At 42.2% G+C, this 17,061-nt stretch carries 14 protein-coding genes; 8 read left to right on the top strand and 6 right to left on the bottom strand.

The genetic code is table 11. From position 1 onward, the window contains the following. Nucleotides 1–193 precede the first annotated feature (193 nt). On the top strand, nt 194–1,009 hold the full coding sequence (locus BW976_RS21500; RefSeq protein WP_076376340.1) for a DUF3108 domain-containing protein: 816 nt from the start codon (nt 194–196) through the stop codon (nt 1,007–1,009). Between the two features lie 9 nt (nt 1,010–1,018). Here the strand turns inward: BW976_RS21500 and BW976_RS21495 are convergent, their stop codons facing one another. Further along, nucleotides 1,019–1,777, bottom strand: coding sequence for an MBL fold metallo-hydrolase (locus tag BW976_RS21495; protein ID WP_076376338.1), 759 nt, complete (start codon nt 1,775–1,777; stop codon nt 1,019–1,021). A 96-nt stretch (nt 1,778–1,873) separates the two neighbouring features. Here BW976_RS21495 and BW976_RS21490 point away from each other — a divergent pair, with 96 nt between their 5' ends. Next, nucleotides 1,874–2,248 (top strand): winged helix-turn-helix transcriptional regulator, encoded by a 375-nt coding sequence (locus BW976_RS21490; RefSeq protein ID WP_076376336.1) that lies wholly within the window; start codon nt 1,874–1,876, stop codon nt 2,246–2,248. 95 nt (nt 2,249–2,343) lie between these two features. Here the strand turns inward: BW976_RS21490 and BW976_RS21485 are convergent, their stop codons facing one another. Genes BW976_RS21485 through BW976_RS21475 form a run of 3 tightly spaced genes read right to left on the bottom strand, consistent with a single transcriptional unit; the run spans nt 2,344 to nt 4,251 of the window. After that, entirely contained in the window at nt 2,344–3,336 is a 993-nt protein-coding gene (locus BW976_RS21485; RefSeq protein WP_076376334.1) for an aldo/keto reductase, read from the bottom strand. 17 nt (nt 3,337–3,353) lie between these two features. After that, nucleotides 3,354–3,641, bottom strand: a complete 288-nt coding sequence (locus BW976_RS21480) for a putative quinol monooxygenase (protein ID WP_076376332.1) — start codon at nt 3,639–3,641, stop codon at nt 3,354–3,356. After that, nucleotides 3,613–4,251, bottom strand: coding sequence for an NAD(P)H-dependent oxidoreductase (locus BW976_RS21475; RefSeq protein ID WP_076376330.1), 639 nt, complete (start codon nt 4,249–4,251; stop codon nt 3,613–3,615). Before BW976_RS21475 ends, BW976_RS21480 begins: the two co-directional genes overlap by 29 nt. 101 nt (nt 4,252–4,352) lie before the next feature. Between BW976_RS21475 and BW976_RS21470 the strand changes: the two genes are divergently transcribed. After that, complete coding sequence (locus BW976_RS21470) at nt 4,353–5,249, top strand: LysR family transcriptional regulator (RefSeq protein ID WP_076376328.1); 897 nt, start codon at nt 4,353–4,355, stop codon at nt 5,247–5,249. 1,030 nt (nt 5,250–6,279) lie between these two features. On the opposite strand, the gene BW976_RS21460 is transcribed toward BW976_RS21470, so the two are convergent. After that, nucleotides 6,280–7,764: an aldehyde dehydrogenase (NADP(+)) gene (locus BW976_RS21460; RefSeq protein WP_076376324.1), complete on the bottom strand. Its 1,485-nt coding sequence runs from the start codon at nt 7,762–7,764 to the stop codon at nt 6,280–6,282. A 637-nt stretch (nt 7,765–8,401) separates the two neighbouring features. On the opposite strand from BW976_RS21460, the gene BW976_RS21455 reads away from it, so the two are divergent. After that, nucleotides 8,402–8,731: a hypothetical protein gene (locus tag BW976_RS21455; RefSeq protein ID WP_076376322.1), complete on the top strand. Its 330-nt coding sequence runs from the start codon at nt 8,402–8,404 to the stop codon at nt 8,729–8,731. Between the two features lie 105 nt (nt 8,732–8,836). On the opposite strand, the gene BW976_RS21450 is transcribed toward BW976_RS21455, so the two are convergent. Then, nucleotides 8,837–9,565, bottom strand: a complete 729-nt coding sequence (locus tag BW976_RS21450) for a GntR family transcriptional regulator (protein WP_076376320.1) — start codon at nt 9,563–9,565, stop codon at nt 8,837–8,839. A 269-nt stretch (nt 9,566–9,834) separates the two neighbouring features. Between BW976_RS21450 and BW976_RS21445 the strand changes: the two genes are divergently transcribed. The 4 genes from BW976_RS21445 to BW976_RS21430 all read left to right on the top strand — a co-directional run bounded on the left by BW976_RS21445 (nt 9,835) and on the right by BW976_RS21430 (nt 17,056). After that, entirely contained in the window at nt 9,835–11,640 is a 1,806-nt protein-coding gene (locus BW976_RS21445) for a class I mannose-6-phosphate isomerase (protein ID WP_076376318.1), read from the top strand. Further along, entirely contained in the window at nt 11,637–13,085 is a 1,449-nt protein-coding gene (locus tag BW976_RS21440) for a sugar porter family MFS transporter (protein ID WP_076376316.1), read from the top strand. The genes BW976_RS21445 and BW976_RS21440 overlap by 4 nt, the downstream gene beginning before the upstream one ends. 311 nt (nt 13,086–13,396) lie before the next feature. Further along, on the top strand, nt 13,397–15,991 hold the full coding sequence (locus BW976_RS21435; RefSeq protein ID WP_076376314.1) for a TonB-dependent receptor: 2,595 nt from the start codon (nt 13,397–13,399) through the stop codon (nt 15,989–15,991). Between the two features lie 135 nt (nt 15,992–16,126). Then, the gene (locus tag BW976_RS21430; RefSeq protein WP_245834762.1) at nt 16,127–17,056 is read left to right on the top strand and encodes an NAD(P)/FAD-dependent oxidoreductase; all 930 of its coding nucleotides are present in this window, start codon (nt 16,127–16,129) and stop codon (nt 17,054–17,056) included. Nucleotides 17,057–17,061: the final 5 nt, after the last annotated feature.

Genomic DNA, 17,061 nt, shown 5'->3' with positions numbered 1-17,061 from the left:
TTTGGTCTTTTTTCAATGCTTATGGCGGTTTATTCAATCGGACGGGCTTTGGCTTCAACTAAAGGTTTGTACCTGCTTGGTTGAAAGTATAGCCAGCGTGGTTAAAAATAGGGCGATAGTAATTGAATTGATTTTTGGTGACGATTGATAAACTACAGTTTTGATCATTCATAGTAAATAACAATTAACTATCATGAGAACTGACTGCTCCATCTTTAAATTTATTATCGCCACATTGGCCTTGCTATGGGCGTTAATGGGTAATTTGAAACCGGTGTGGGCACAAGCAGATACCATACGCCTGCAGGATAAACGACTCATGACACAGGTGCTGCAAACAGGCAACCGCCAATACCTGGTGTATTTTCAGATGCTGAAGAATAAAAAGAATTTACGTTTCTGGTACTGGATACGTAATACCTCCATCGAAAACCGAAACGACGAAAAGGTATTTACCATAAACCAGCATTGGTTTGGCAGCGATACGCTTGCATACCGGTCTGTATATTCGGTTAACAGAACTGCTGATTTTGCACCGCTTTACCATGCCGAAACCATTAACGGTAAAATAAAAGCATATAACTGGGGCGCAGATAAAATTACCGGAGCCGATAGTGTAAAGGATAATACCGCTAAAGATTTTTCGCTGGCGTTTAAGCGACCCAATTTTAATTGGAACCTGGATATCGAAACTTTTGAGATGCTGCCGTTGGCCGCGGGTAAAACCTTTGCCATTAATTTTTATGATGCAGGTTTAGATCCACCTGCTTATGTGACCTATAAAGTGACAGGCAGCGAGGTAATAGCCACTACGAATAACGACAAGGTAGATTGCTGGAAGCTCTTTACCGAAAGCGAATATCAGGGTAAGCATTATACCGAAACCTACTGGATAAGCAAAAAAGGTCACGAGTTTTTAAAGGAGGAGGATGCTTTTGAAGGTGGCTACCGCTACAAAATTAAACTCCCCCAAATGACTCCCGACCTGATGAAAAGGTTCGTAAAGTAAAATCTTGTGTTATATAAACCACTCGCCATCATTAGGTACATGGCAGCGCTCAGTGAGGTTATGCGCCAATAAGGCTGCTTTAATATCGGCACGGCTTTCGGTACCATGATTGGCGGTTTCCAGGTGTACTACATGAACATTGGCTTTGGGCGCATAGTTACAAACGGTTATGATATCGTTTATATCCATCACAATCGGGTCGCCGGTTATAAAACGGGCAGCACCACCATTGAGTACGACATGAGCAGGATGATACTTGTCCAGCGCATCCTGTACTTCGGTGCACCAAATGGTATCGCCGGTAATATAGATGCTATCGTTCCCATAAGCTATCACATATCCCGAAACAATGCCCATGCGTTCGCCTATTTCGCCTGTCCCATGGTGGCCGCCGGTGCGACTGATGCGGATATCGTCCCAAACTAATTCATCATGAACAGGGATAACGTTTGTAAAACCCGCTTCACGTATCGCTTCGGTATTGGCAGGCTGGCAAAATAGTGTAATATCTTTAGGCAATAGTTCGCGGGCGGTAGCATCCCAATGGTCAAGGTGTAGGTGTGTAAGTAATACGACGTCGGTTTTGGCTATCAGCGTATGCAACTCATCTTCGGTGATAGGCAAATCAACCAGCGGGTTCCTCAAATTATTACGGGTATTTTGAAAAGGGTCATAACTGCCTTTGGGAGCAAGCATAGGGTCGATGAGAATAGTTTTGCCGTTGGCGGATAATATCTGGGTTGCGTTGCGCAATAATTGTAAGTTCATGGTAAAGCATTTAAATTTGATGCTTCAAAGATGATGTTATCATTTGGTAACCTCAAGAAGGTTACTTTTTTGTAACCCGTTCACTATTTGGTAACCATGAATTACAACCAGTTTAAACATTGCGGTCTTAATGTTACCCTCACCATGCTTTCGGGCAAGTGGAAACCCATTATCTTGTACCATTTGTTTCACAATGCCGAAATGCGTTTTACCGAGCTTTGGCGTATTATCCCCAAGGTAGCCAAAAAGGTACTGCTTGATCATCTCAAACAAATGGAAGCCGACGGACTGATCATACGTGAAGAAAAACAGGGGTTCCCACCGGAGGTAAGCTACCGGGTATCCGAAAAAGGCAAGGCCCTGGGTCCCGCACTATCAGCGCTGGAAACCTGGGCCAATGAATATGCTGCCGATGAAGTGGCGGAGTTTAAGAAGACAACTGTGGGGAAGTTGCGGCAACACCTCTCCTAAACGGCGGAGCCCTCATGTAATAATCTTACCTTGTATTTTATTTATTTCAATTTGTTTTTAGCTCCCTCTACTTTGGAGAGGGCTTGGGTGAGGTCTTACCCAAACACCCCCTCAAACGTCTGCCCAATAAAAGCCAGCTCCTCTGCCGAAAGGCTAAAGTCAACCGCTTTGGCGTTATCAATGGCCTGGGCTGCGTTGCGGGCACCTGCCAGTACCACGGTAATGCCGGGCTTCTGGGTTGTCCAGCGTAATACCAATTGCGATAAGCTTGCCTTCTTTTCCTGTGCCAGCGGACGGATAGCTTCTAAAAACAGGTTTACTTTACCTATCGAAAACTGGTTGAAATAACCATTGCGGTGATCATCATCACTTAGCTTAAAATCGGGTTTGTATTTGCCGGTGAGCAGGCCACGCTCCAGCGGACTATAAGCGATAATGCCGATATGGTTTTGCTGGGCATAAGGCACCACATCCTGTTCAATAGCGCGGTTAAGCATGCTGTAAGGTACCTGGTTTGACGCCAGCTGGATGCTTTGCTGCGAGGTTTGCATTTGCTGCAGGCTGTAATTACTTACACCAGCTGCCCTGATCTTGCCTTGCTTGATCAGCAGTTCCAGTGTCTCCATAGTTTCGGCTATGGGGGTGGTGGCATCGGGCCAGTGAATTTGCAGCAGGTCGATGTAGTCGGTACCCAGGCGTTTTAAGCTCGCTTCTACTTCGCGGATAATGCTCTCTTTAGCCGCATATTTATAAACAGGCAGTTTGTTCCCATCATTATCGGCAGCGTCAAAAAAGAACTCGCCTTTGCCCTGATTGCTTTGATCCCATACCAAGCCAAATTTGGTAAGCAGTTGTATTTTACTGCGATCATACCCGGCCACAGCTTTGCCTATTAATTCTTCACTTAAACCAAAGCCATAAAATGGCGCGGTGTCAATAGTGCTAACACCATGGTCGATAGATGCCTGTACGGCTTTGATCGATTCTTGTTCCTCGTTCCCGCCCCACATATTACCGCCAATGGCAAATGCGCCGTAAGTAATGGCCGATAACTGCAGCTTTGTATTTCCTAATTTTCTGTATTCCATTTTTGTGTTGCCGGCAATTATTTTACCGGCTGTGTTTTGTAAATCAAAATATCGCCATCGCGCAGATGGGTGGTGTTGCTAATAAAACGCTGGATGTGTGGCTGGCCGTTGTGCAATTCCAAACCGGCGGCATCGCTCCATTCTTCATGAAAGATGAAGGTGTTCTTATCATCCGCTTGATGCAGATCATATTGCAGGCAGGCGGTTTCTTTGGTAGAATGGCTTACCAGTTCCAGTAAATGGGTTTTTAAAGATTCGGCCTCGCCGGGGATGCTTTTAATTATTGCAGTTAAGTAAATGCTCATGTTGTTGTGTTTGTGGATTGGTGATGAAATTTTCGGTGAGATGATCAATATAAATGGGCAGGTCGCGCTCAATGTCGGCGTTTTTTTCTACATCATGAAAATGCAGACTTTTTAAAGGCGTCATCCCTGTAAAGGCATTCATGCGGTGAAAACCGAACAGCACGCCATCATCTACACTGGTTTCTTTAAAAAATTCATTGGGCAGCGTAAAAGCTTCGCGCGGGGCGTTCCATGATGAGGTTAACATATACTGCCTGCCATGCAGCATACCGCCTGTGCCATAATTGATAGCCGGGTTGGCTGATGAACGGCCATCACTGTGGTAAATGCCTTTGGCGTGGCCTTCGGTAAACACCAGGTCGATATATTGTTTTAGCGCATAGGGCACCTGGAACCACCAGATAGGGATGTGATAGATCACCACATCGGCCCAAACGTATTTTTCAACTTCTTCGGCAGGATCATAGTTATCATTCACATCGGTATATTTTACCTCATAGTCAGGCTGATTGCTGAAAAATTCAACACTGGCATCGCTTATGGTTTTGTTAAACTTTCCACCGGAGTGACCAAATTTTTGTCCTCCGTTTATTACAAATATTTTTTTCATTTTCTTATTTCAATTTTGATGACACAAAATTATGTCGGATTCATCTACTATTAAAATAATTTAAATCATACATTTGTATCAGAATTATAATAGTAAAGATCATGGTAAATTTAGAATGGTACCGAACTTTCAAAGCGATATATGAAACAGGTACGCTTACCGGTGCGGCCGAATCCCTTTATGTATCTCAGCCCGGCGTGAGTTTACACCTGGGCTCGTTAGAGGCGTATGTAGGTTATAAACTGTTTGATCGTACCTCCCGCAAAATGGTTTCGACCGAGCGCGGCAAGATCTTGTATAACTATATCCAGGAAGCACTGCAAAAGCTGGAATTGGCCGAAAAACATTTCCACCGCAGTACCGAAAAGGATACACCCACTATTAGTATAGGGATGTGTTTCGAGACCTTCCAGATCACGCTGGAGCCTTACCTGGCTACGCTGCCTTTTAACGTGATCATTAAGTTTGGCGAATACCCGCAAATGCTGGCCGACCTGGACAATGGCATTCTCGACCTGATCATCACGCCAGAAAAAGGCAGTAATAAAAGCATCGAATACACCCCTTTTTCCAAAGAAACGATTGTGCTGGTTGCCGGAAAAAATATTGACTGTGCCGAATTGGATAAACTGTTGGCACAGGATGATATGATTGGTGCAGAACAATGGCTTACAGCGCAACGCTGGTATGGCACTACCGGCGATATGGAGCACTGGCTCCGTTTTTGGTATAACAACTTTAACCGTAGACCCAACTTTAAACCCAATTTTATTGTGCCGAATTTAAATTCGATAGTACGCTGTCTGAGCAGTGGTACGGGCCTGGCGGTGATCCCCGATTTTTTATGTAAACGGGAGATAGAAGCCGGGGATGTAAAACTGATATGGGAAGGCCGGAAAAAGGTAGAGAATACCCTCTATTTTTCCATGCGCAAGAAAACTATCTATGCCAGGGAAATAGAAAGCATCAAAGAGATTTTTATAAAGGAAATGACGTGAAGCTAATCAGCAGCAGGAGCGGGAGGGTGTGCGACTCCCCTCTTGAGAGGGGGAAGGGGTGTGTTATCTGCGTGAAGAAACACACCCCGCCACCACACTTCCCAACGCTCCCCCTCTCAAGAGGGGATATTAATTGACACTCTTCACCCGCGTACTCATTGCAAACCACAAATGCTGGGAAGACCAAAATGCTATGAAGCCGATTTCGTCCCCTCAGGGTCTCCTGAAAGGGACCCTGAGGTTTCTGTCCTGCGTATAAACTCAGGGTCCTCTGCGAGAGACCCTGAGTGGACAAAAGGTTTATTTTCTATTGAATTTCAAAAATTCATTTATAATATAATCCCTATCTGATTCCGTTATATTCTGTTTACCATTTGGCTGAATATCTATATCAATCCCATTTCGTGTTATAAGCCAACCTATACTACCATTATCTGTTGAAATCGTATAGCTGATATGGTCGTTCTTTGTAACGAATAAAATCTTAGGGTTAAAACTTAATGGTGGGTTAAAAAGTCGCATTACTCAAGTGATTTAATTATAAAGTTAAGCTATATATTCAATAAAAAAGCCCCTTGGTAGGGGCCTGGTGTGATTACTTTAATTTTTGCTTTTTCGTCCCCTCAGGGTCTCCTGAAAGGGACCCTGAGGTTTATGTCCTGACTATAAACTCAGAGTCCTCTGCGAGACCCTGAGTGGACAAAATACCAAAAGACTATAAAGCTGATTAATGTAAACCCAAGTAATCATGGTTTACACTAAAACACCAATAATTGCGCTAAAATTTATTAGTTGATTGATTTTCAATTATATATATAAATGTAAACCATAAAAAGTGTAAACCATGTAAACCCACTTTTTAACAAAATGGGCCACCTTTGCAGTTGCTAGGGTCCTGAGAGAAATGGCGCAAGTAACTCTTTTATGTCATTGCGAGGAACGACGAAGCAATCTCGTAGCTATTCCTATCCATGAGAAACGCGAGGAGATTGCCACGCTGCGCTCGCAATGACATGTTTATACATGGAGGTTACCTCTTCCACGCATTATCAACCATACGCCATATATTCAGCGGGTTGGCATTCTGCAGAGCCAGTGGCAGTTGGCTGTCGGGCCAGTTTTGATAACATACCGGGCGAACCCAACGTTTTACCGCGTTAATACCTACAGCGGTAAAGCGGCTATCGGTAGTAGCAGGCGAAGGGCCGCCATGTACCATACTGGCGCAAACCTCAACCCCGGTAGGTACACCATTAAATAGTATACGACCAGCAATGGATGGTAGTAGATCAATCAACTCCGGATGATCGGTCAGGTCTTTTTCGGTACCCATTATGGTGGTAGTGAGTTGACCCGATACCGATTTTAAAACGGCAATCAGTTCCTGCTCATCGCGGCAGCTAACCAGGAGCGAGTAAGGGCCAAAAACTTCCTCGTGCAGCAGCGGATTCTGCAAAAAGGTTTCGCCGCTTACTTGGGCAATAATGGGCAATGCCTCTATATCATGCGCTGTTGCTTCAGCCTGTTGAACCAGGGTTACGCCATCCTGCTTAAGAGCCGCGGTGCTTTTCTTCTGATAAGCAGTATGGATACCGGCATGCAGCATTTTGGCGGGTTGTACCGCTTTGATGCCGGTGCTTAAATGTTCCAGGAAATCATGCAGGGCCGGGCTGTCTACCGCGAGCATTAAGCCGGGGTTAGTACAAAATTGCCCCATACCTAAGGTAATGGAGCCTGCATATTGCGTGGCTAAGTCGGCCGTGTTTTTTTGCAGGGTGTCCGGTAAAAAGATCACCGGGTTAATACTGCCCATTTCGGAGAAAACAGGTATTGGGTTTTCCCTTTGTGCCGAGTACTCAAACAGGGCTTTGCCGCCCGCGGTTGAGCCGGTAAAACCTACCGCTGCGGTATGCTCGGCCTGTACCAGGGCCTTGCCACTCTCGAACGAGGTGCCATGTACATGCTGAAAAACATGGGCAGGCATATGGCAGGCAGCTATGGCTTTTTTTATAGCGCCATATACCATTTCGGAAGTTTCGGCATGGGCCGGATGGGCTTTTACTACTACCGGACAGCCCGCAGCCAGTGCGCTTGAAGTATCGCCCCCGGCGGTGGAATATGCGAAGGGGAAATTACTGGCTCCAAAAACAACCACCGGCCCCAGGGGGATCAGCATTTTACGCAGATCGGGTTTGGGCAGAGGAGCGCGTTCGGGCTGTGCCGTATCAATGGTGGCCTCTATCCAGCTACCTTCGCGTAGCATGGTGGCAAACATACGCAGCTGCCCCGTAGTGCGGGCGCGTTCGCCGGCGAGGCGTGCGATGGGCAGATTGGTTTCTTCGGATGCTTTTTGCAGCAATACATCGCCCAATGCTTCAATTTCCTGGGCTATGGTATCCAGAAAAATGCTCTTTTCTTCGATGCTTTTTTTTCTGTAGATACCGAACGCAGCGTACGAGCGCTTCATTACCTGGTTTATTTCGTCGACACTCGCTTCTTTGAATGGGTTGGCCATAACAGATGTTTATAATAGATGATAATAACAACGGCTAAAGCCGCAAATATTTTAACAAAGATATTTAAACAAGGTTCAATAAAATTCGCCGAAACTATCCTTTAATGTTATGATTTTGGCTTTTTGCAGAAAAGCGCGAGTTTGTTTGCCCCAGACAATCCGTTATAAGGCAAAACAAGATGTGCCACTAGTACAACTTGCAGTAATTTTTTAAAAAAGATACTGATTATGACCGAATACGTGTTAATTTTACACCTGTAAAAACCATTTAGCTGGTGCCGACGTAATTATAACTCATTGGGTCGGTTAAAGACTTCCACTATAAGCGGTTATAGTTTTTGGAAAGCAAGTGTGTTCCGGGGTAAAACCCGGAGCGCATTTTGTTTTTATCTCACCGGCTAAATTAAAACCGCTGATGCCATAAAATATGCTTACCTTTAAACAATTCCTTTCCTACCACCGAATAAATTCTTAGGCATTGCCATTTTCTGACACGGTGATAATTAAGTTTTAGCTAATAAAACAATACCAACATCAGCGCCAAAATGAGCAATGCAATTGTTTATCTTATTGTTAAGAACAATGTTATTGTATCATGAATTGCTGAGCTGTTGTAAACAAGTAAAGCAAATAAACAATGATAGTAGACAAGCAAGCAATAGAAAAACAAACCCGTATGTATATGTTCGATTTGTTGAATACAGCCAAAGAACACGGCTTTAAAGGAGAAGATAACTGGGAGTTAAGTATGGCTACGGATATTGAACGGATAAAAATTCAAAAAGATTATTATCCAACCATTGCTGCCAGGATATTCCCTGAGATATTATTACAGGTTTTTCACACAATTAAATCAAGACTCAATCAATCAGATTACCAGGAAAATCGTAAAGAAGGAGGGCGTACTGCTTTGAATGAGGAATTAACTTATTTGGTAGCATTTAATCCTAAGCGGCCTCGTACTTAATATAAAGTACTGATACATGAATTTTAAGAAGTAAAGGAAGAAGTAATCTGGAAATTTAATTTGATGAGTCAGGCATCAAATTAAATATAATGATAGTTCAGATATTTACCGCGTACTCTCTACTGTATATACAAAGCTATCTGCCTTGTAGTAACCCAGGTTGTATTCAATTGGTCGTTCGCCCTGGTCAAAAACAAATCTTTTTCTAAACAGTACGGGGCTGCCAACGGCTATCCGCAGTTTCTCGGCAATAGAGGTATTGGCTGATTTTGCGCTGATTTCTTCTTTTGACAAGGTGGCGATAACAGAGTGATCTTGTTCTAACATTTCGTATAGCGGTCTTTTAAAATCTTCATCGCCTGTAAGGCCAACACGGGGATGAAAATAAGACGCAAAATAAACAAATGGCTCATCGGTACGGCCCCTTACCCGTTCCATTTTTAATATTTTGCGATCAGTTTTTATTTCAAAGAATTTGGCAAGCGCTTCATCCGGGAACACCCAGGTAACATGCAGTTCGAAATTTTTAATGGGAATGCCCCTTAATGCCATTTCCTGCGAAAAACTTAACCAGTTGTTTGATTTTGAGCTAACCGCTGCCTGAGCAACCTTGGTGCCAAACCTTTTTTTGCGCACCAGTAGCCCTTCAAAAACCAGTTTGTTGATAGCTTGCCTTAGAGTGGTACGTGATATAGCCAGTTTTTTGGCAAGATCAACCTCATTGGGCAAAAGTTTGCCTTCCTGGTACTCTTCCTCTGCTATCAACGTTCTTAATAGGGCTTCGGCCTGTACGTGTAAAGGAATAGGGCTTTTATGATCTATAACGTATTTCATTTATTAATGTGAATTACAATAATAACCATTTTATTCAATAAGTTTATTTGTTGCTACATAAAGACGTGCCGAAATAGTTTTTAGTATTTGATGATTAGTGTTTTTAAGTACAAAAATAAATTAATTAGAAATTACTTGTATCATGAATTTATTTATATGTTTGTACATAATAAATAATAAGCCAATTAATTATGAATATTTATTTATAGAAATATCCTGCAGGACTTTTATCTGCATAAATAAATATGTACATACATTATTACAAATAAATGAACTCCAATCTAACCTCTGAATTGAACAAAACCAGCTACGAACAGTTTCGAAAAACTTCGCAGTTTTTAATGCCTGTAAGATTAAATAATAATATAGAACAAGATGGATATAATATTTACCCAGTATGTTCATTAGGAGGAGGAAAGATTCTTAACGGATATCATTCATTGGCTCAATACATCATCGAAAAAAAAACGGTGATCATTGATGGCTACGCCGGGGTTTTGTGGAATGTAATCAAGGAATCACTGAATGAGTGTTTTATAGCAGATGGATTAACGGTTAACTGGGTAAAAACTTCAGCATATTTAAAGCCCGAGGAAGAAGTGGAAACTTTGGTAGAGCCATTTATGGGTACCCGCGATGCTGTTTGGGGAACCAAATGTACCCTTTCTCTTCACGATTTATATGAGTTGAATAGCTTGAAGGAGCAATTTCCAAGTGAGGCAGTAGACATTAATATAGTGATGGGTATAGGAGCGACATTGATTGACTGGGATGCACCGATAATTTATATAGATCTGCCCAAAAATGAATTGCAATTCAGGATGCGGGCGGGAGCTATAACCAACTTGGGTGCTGCCGAAGCTAATGAGGCGTTTTACATGTATAAACGCTTTTATTTTGTTGATTGGGTTTTATTAAACAACCAAAAAAAGCAAATACTTGATCAAATAAGCATTATTGCCGACGGACAATGGCCCGATGATATTAACTGGATGCACAAAACCGATCTTGTGGACGGTCTGAATAACCTTAGCCAATCGGTTATCAGGGTTAGACCCTGGTTTGAGCCAGGGGCATGGGGGGGACATTGGATACGTGAACACATCGAAAAGATCAATAAAGATGTGGTTAACTACGCTTGGTCTTTTGAGCTGATTGTGCCTGAGAATGGGTTGGTGTTTGAAAGCGGTGGTTATTTGCTAGAGGTGTCCTTTGATTTTCTGATGTTTAATAATCAACAGGAAGTGCTGGGTGTTCATGCGCAAAGATTTGGTGACGAGTTTCCTATCCGGTTCGATTTTTTGGATACTTATGATGGAGGCAACTTATCTATCCAATGTCATCCTTCGCTAGAATATATACAGGATAACTTTGGTGAAACCATAACCCAGGACGAAACCTATTATATACTGGATTGCAAGGATAAGGCAGAAGTTTATCTTGGCTTCCAGGAAAATATTCAACCCGAAGAATTTAGGTTGGTATTGGAGGCCAGTCAGCGTGATAACAAAGAAGTAGAGATCACGAATTATGTTCAGGCCCATGTAGCTAAAAAACACGATTTGTTCCTGATTCCGAATGGTACCGTGCATAGTGCGGGAGCTAACAACCTGGTGCTCGAGATCAGTGCCACGCCTTATATTTTCACCTTTAAAATGTATGATTGGTTAAGGCTCGACCTTGATGGTAACCCCCGTCCCATCAATATTGAGCACGCCTTTAATAACCTTAATTTTGATCGGAAGGGTGAAAAAGTTCATGCAGAGCTTATTTCAAAACAAGAGGTTATACAAGAGGGCGAAGGTTGGCAATTGATTCATGTACCAACCCACCAGGAACATTTTTATGATGTACACCGGATGGAGTTTGACAAAGAGATCTTGGTTGAAACCCATAATCAGTGCCACGTAATGATGTTGGTTGAAGGATCGGCCATTACCATAAAAATAGCTAATGGAACCGAACAAACTTTTGCCTATGCCGAAACTTTTGTTGTACCAGCAGCGGCAGAATCTTATACATTAACCAACCTGGGTAAAAACCGTGCAAAAGTGATCAAAGCCTTTTTAAAATGAGCAGAGTAATCGTTCCCGAAAATAATACAACCGCAAAACCGAGCAGAATATATCTTTACCTGGTGTGTCTTGTGGCTGCTCTCGGCGGATTTTTATTTGGTTTTGATACTGCCGTAATTTCGGGGACAGTAAGCCTGGTTAAACATGACTTTGGCTTAAATGCGGTTAGCGAAGGTTGGTTTGTAAGCTGTGCTTTGTTAGGTTGTATTATAGGTGTTAGTCTTTCCGGCAAACTGAGTGACAAATACGGCCGTAAAATCGTGTTGATCATTTCGGCTGTGCTTTTCCTGGTATCTGCTTTGGGCTGTATGCTGTCAAACTCATTTACTGTTTTAATTGTGTTTCGCTTAATTGGCGGTTTGGGTATTGGTGTAGCCTCTATGGTATCGCCGCTATACATTTCTGAATTCTCGCCCTCACGCTTCCGGGGAATGATGGTATCATTATATCAACTCGCTTTAACTATTGGCATTGTGCTGGCTTATTTTTCGAACGCTTATTTGGCAAGCCATATAACAGATACGTTTAACAATGCTGGGATCAACAAAATATTCTCAACCGAGGTTTGGCGGGGCATGCTGGGATTGGGCGCATTGCCTGCAGCTATATTTTTGATCTGCCTCTTTGTAGTGCCCGAATCGCCACGGTGGCTGTTGTTAAAAGGGCAGGAACAAAAAGCAAAGACGATACTCACTAAAATTGATGGTGCTGAGGCTGTACAGAAGGAAATGGATGCCTTTAAAACACTGGATAGGGATAATGATGATGGTTCCATTAAGGAGCTATTCACCCCGGTTTACCGTAAAGCTTTGTGGATAGGCTTATTGTTACCCTTCCTGTCGCAAGTATGCGGTATAAATGCGGTTATTTATTATGGCCCCAGAATTTTGGAGCAGGCGGGTTTCACGCTTAACAATGCACTTGGCGGCCAGGTAACTATAGGCCTAGTTAACGTAGTATTTACTTTCGTAGCTATTTTTACCATTGATATATGGGGACGCAGGCCTTTATTATTTGCGGGCATTGGTGGTGCGGTTATATCATTGCTTATCATCGGGGTTTTGTTCGCATTCGGAATAACTACCGGGCCATGGATATTGATCTTTATACTCACCTTTATATCTTGTTTCGCATTCTCTTTCGGGCCGGTTTGCTGGGTGGTTGTAGGCGAAATATTTCCTAATGCTATTAGGGGAAAGGCCATGGCTTTGGCTACGTTGTCATTGTGGATAGGTAATTTTTTAGTAGGACAGCTAACACCTGTTATGCTGGAAGGTCTGGGATCATCCTGGACGTTTTGGCTATTCGCACTCTGCTGCTCGCCAGCATTGTGGCTTACTTTTAAACTCATCCCCGAAACCAAGGGCCGTTCATTGGAAAATATCGAAGCTTACTGGAAACAAGTCTACATTCAAAATACTCAAAAGCCAAGCTCTGGTAAATAAAGCCCCCACTTCCTTCCGGGTATTATAATAGAAATCAATGTTCTGTTACCGTTTTGACAGGTAGTGCCCTTTATCCTGAAAAAAATCAGAAAGTTTGTAAGGTTTGCTATTTATAAACGACTAAGCCGGTAAATAGGTGATTATTTATTATAAAGTTTAATATTTATTCTTTGAGTATAATATTAAACTTTATAATAATAATATATTTATCAGGAAAACAATAACCAATTCAATAAAAGGAATTGGTTATTGTTTGAATATCGTTATATAAATAAAAACATATCGAAATTAGTATATCCTTACAACTACCCATGCACAAAAAGTATTTACCCCTAACACTATTGTTGCTTTCTGGCAACATGCTTTATGCTCAGAACAGTAAAAAAATACTCAAACGGGATACCACATCAATTAAAAACGACACTACGCAAATAAAAAAACAACAGCTTAATGAAGTTGTAGTTTCGGCTTCGCGTATCAGCGAAAGCATTTTACGATCACCCGTAAGTATTGAAAAAATAACAGCGGCTGACTTCCGGCGTTCGGCAGCTCCGTCATTTTTTGATGCGTTGGAAAATGTAAAAGGGGTACAGCTGATAACACCCAGTCTGGGTTTCCGTATTATTAATACGCGGGGTTTTGCCAATACTACTAATGTGCGTTTTACGCAATTAGTTGATGGTGTGGATAATCAGGCGCCACATATCGGGGCACCTATTGGTAATGCTTTAGGGCCGAGCGATCTGGATATTGAGAGTGTGGAGATCATCCCAGGTACAGCATCTGCCTTATATGGTTTGAATGCCATTAATGGTTTGGCCAATTTTATTACGAAAGATCCTTTTACTACTCAGGGCGTCAGCATCCAGCAAAAAACAGGAGTTAACCACGTAGGTGATAAAGAAACCTCGGCGCATTTATTTTCCGAAACCAGTTTTCGGATAGCCAAAGCATTGTCGAAAAAGTTCGCTTTTAAATTGAACGGTACCTATACCACTGGCTATGATTGGATAGCCGATAATACAGCCGATTTAAATGCAGCTGCTAACGCTAAACTGGGAATAGGGGGAGGCCCCGATAATCCGGGGTACGATCCGGTAAACGGTTATGGTAATGAGTCATCAGACCGTAAAACGGTTACCTTAGGAGGTAAGCAATATTCCATAGCTCGTACCGGTTATGCCGAAAAAGATGTGACCAGTTATAATCTGCATAATGTTAAGGTAGATGTGGGTTTAGCTTATAAACTAAATGATAATACCCGCATCAACTATACCTATCGCTTTGCTGATCTGGATAATATTTACCAGCGCGCCAATCGGTTCCGGCTGTCGGGTTATATTTTGCAGCAACACGCTTTAGAGATCAAAAATAACATTTACCAGGTACGCGGTTACTGGACAAGCGAGAACACTGGGAAATCATACAACCTTCGCTCAGCCGGTGAAAATATAGACAGGAACTTTAAAAATGATAACACCTGGTATGCTGATTTTACCAAAGGGTTTAATTCGGCTACGGCGTCGGGAGCTACCGTTCCCCAGGCCTTGCAACAAGCCCGGCAATTGGCTGATGCAGGTAGATACCAACCCGGAACAGCCGCATTTAAGAACACACTGGATAAATTGGCCGATATCAACAATTGGGATGTTGGCGCAGCCCTACAAGTAAAGGATGATTTGTTTCATGTAGAGGGGCAAGTAAATATCTCCAATGCCATATCTTCAACTTTTCAAAAAGAGACCGGACTTGATCTCCTGGCTGGTTTTGATCACCGCACATATATTATTCACCCAGATGGTAATTACTTTATTAATTATGTGCCAGGTAAAGAATATAGTAACATTGATTATAGTAAGACTGGGGGCTTTGTGCAAGTAGCCAAAGAGTTTTTTGATCGGGAATTGAAACTATCGGCCACGTTGCGAGCAGACAGAAATGATTATTTTGACTTGAAGCTAAATCCTCGTTTTACCGCGGTCTATTCGCCTGTGGTTGAGCAAAACTTTCGGGTATCTTTTCAGAGTGGTTATCGCTTTCCGAGTATCTTCGAAGCTTTCTCTAATGTAAATAGCGGTGGTGTTAAGCGTATAGGAGGTTTAAGGGTAGTATCAAATGGTATATTTGAAAATTCGTACCTGCGCACCTCTATCGACGCATTTCAAGCGGCTGTGAAAAATGACTTTAATAGTGGTATCAATACCAATGCGGCAATTGAAAAAGAAAAGGGCTTGCTTAAAAAGAACCAGTATACCTATTTGCAGCCCGAGCATATTAACTCTTTTGAAGCGGGTTATAAATCAATACTTTTTGATGGTCAGCTCAGTGTCGATGCCGATTTTTATTACAATAAATATAATAATTTCATAGGCCAGGTAGAGATCAATGTCCCCAATACTCAAAAAACCGACTCGATACCTTACTACCTGAATGATAAAAACAAACAGGCCCGCTACCGTGCGTGGACAAACTCCCAAAGTACGGTATATAACATTGGCGGCAGTTTAGGCTTATCCTATAAATTATTTCAAAATTATGTATTAACAGGCAATGTGTCCTATGCCAAACTACAGCGTACCGCTAATGAGGACGCGTTGGAAGATGGTTTTAATACACCGCAGTGGATCACCAATTTTTCTTTTGGCGGTAACCGGGTTATTGGCAATTTTGGTTTTAATGCCAGCTATAAATGGCAAAGCGGTTTTTACTGGCAATCATTTTTAGTGAATGGCAATGTTGATCATTATGGAACTATAGATGCACAGGTGAATTACGATTTTTTAAAAACCGGACTTAATCTCAAAATTGGTGCTACTAACTTAACCAACAAATATTATAATTCATTTTTGGGAGGTCCGGCTATCGGCGGGTTTTATTATACCACACTTACGCTAGCCGTTAAGTAAAAATATACTATAAAGAATAACCATAACGGGTTGGTGATTTTATGATTATCAACTCATTATCAGTTCTTAATATTGCCATTAAATGCAATTAAGTTGCATTTTAATTTATTCTTCATTAACTTTCAACCCACAATAATGAAGATGAAAGTGATGAATAGTTTCGAAACAGATTTTGAGGTAATAATTATTGGAGGCAGTTATGCCGGACTGTCGGCTGCAACCTCTTTGGGACGCGCTTTACGCAAGGTTTTAGTGATTGATTCAGGGAGACCATGCAATCAGCAAACCCCACATTCGCATAATTTTTTAACCCGCGACGGCGAGACGCCAGCAGCTATTACCCAAATAGCTCTTGAACAGCTCATGATGTATGACACAGTTAAGCTAATTGCTGATACAGCAATAGAAGCTATTGCCAAAGAAGATGGTTTTCGCATACAAACGCTGTCGGGCAAAAAGTATATTGCCAAAAAACTGCTTTTTGCTACCGGTATAAAGGATGTGATGCCTGATATATCAGGTTTTGCCGAATGCTGGGGGATCTCTGTAATACATTGCCCTTATTGCCATGGCTACGAAGTGCGCCAGCAACCAACAGGTATTTTAGGAAACGGCGATGTAGGATATGAGTATGTGAAACTTATCAACAACTGGACAAAAGATCTTACACTTTTTACCAATGGAGTATCAACATTGAGTGTTGAGCAGGTGAAAAACCTTCAGTCGCGCAATGTTAATATTGAAGAAAACAGGATCAGGGAAATTGTTCATGAAAATGGTCAACTTAAAGGTATATCACTGGAAAATGATGAGATATATCTGATAAATGCTTTATATCACCGGCCGGCTTTTGTGCAGCATAGCGACTTGCCCGAGAAACTGGGATGTGAGCTGACAGATGCTGGTTATATTAATGTAGATGGTTTCGGTCGTGCCAGTATCCCAGGAGTTTATGCGGCTGGTGATAATACTACTCCTATGCGTGCGGTATCCATGTCCGTAGCATTGGGGACAGCGGCAGGCGCGTTTATCAATAAGGATTTAATAGACAATAGCTATATTTGAAAATT

Origin of the sequence: Mucilaginibacter lappiensis, assembly GCF_900155965.1 — a bacterium.
In the GTDB taxonomy this organism is placed as follows: Bacteria; Bacteroidota; Bacteroidia; order Sphingobacteriales; family Sphingobacteriaceae; genus Mucilaginibacter; species Mucilaginibacter lappiensis.
The sequence above is the reverse complement of the archived record's forward strand: the minus strand, read 5'-3'. Positions and strand labels throughout refer to the sequence as shown.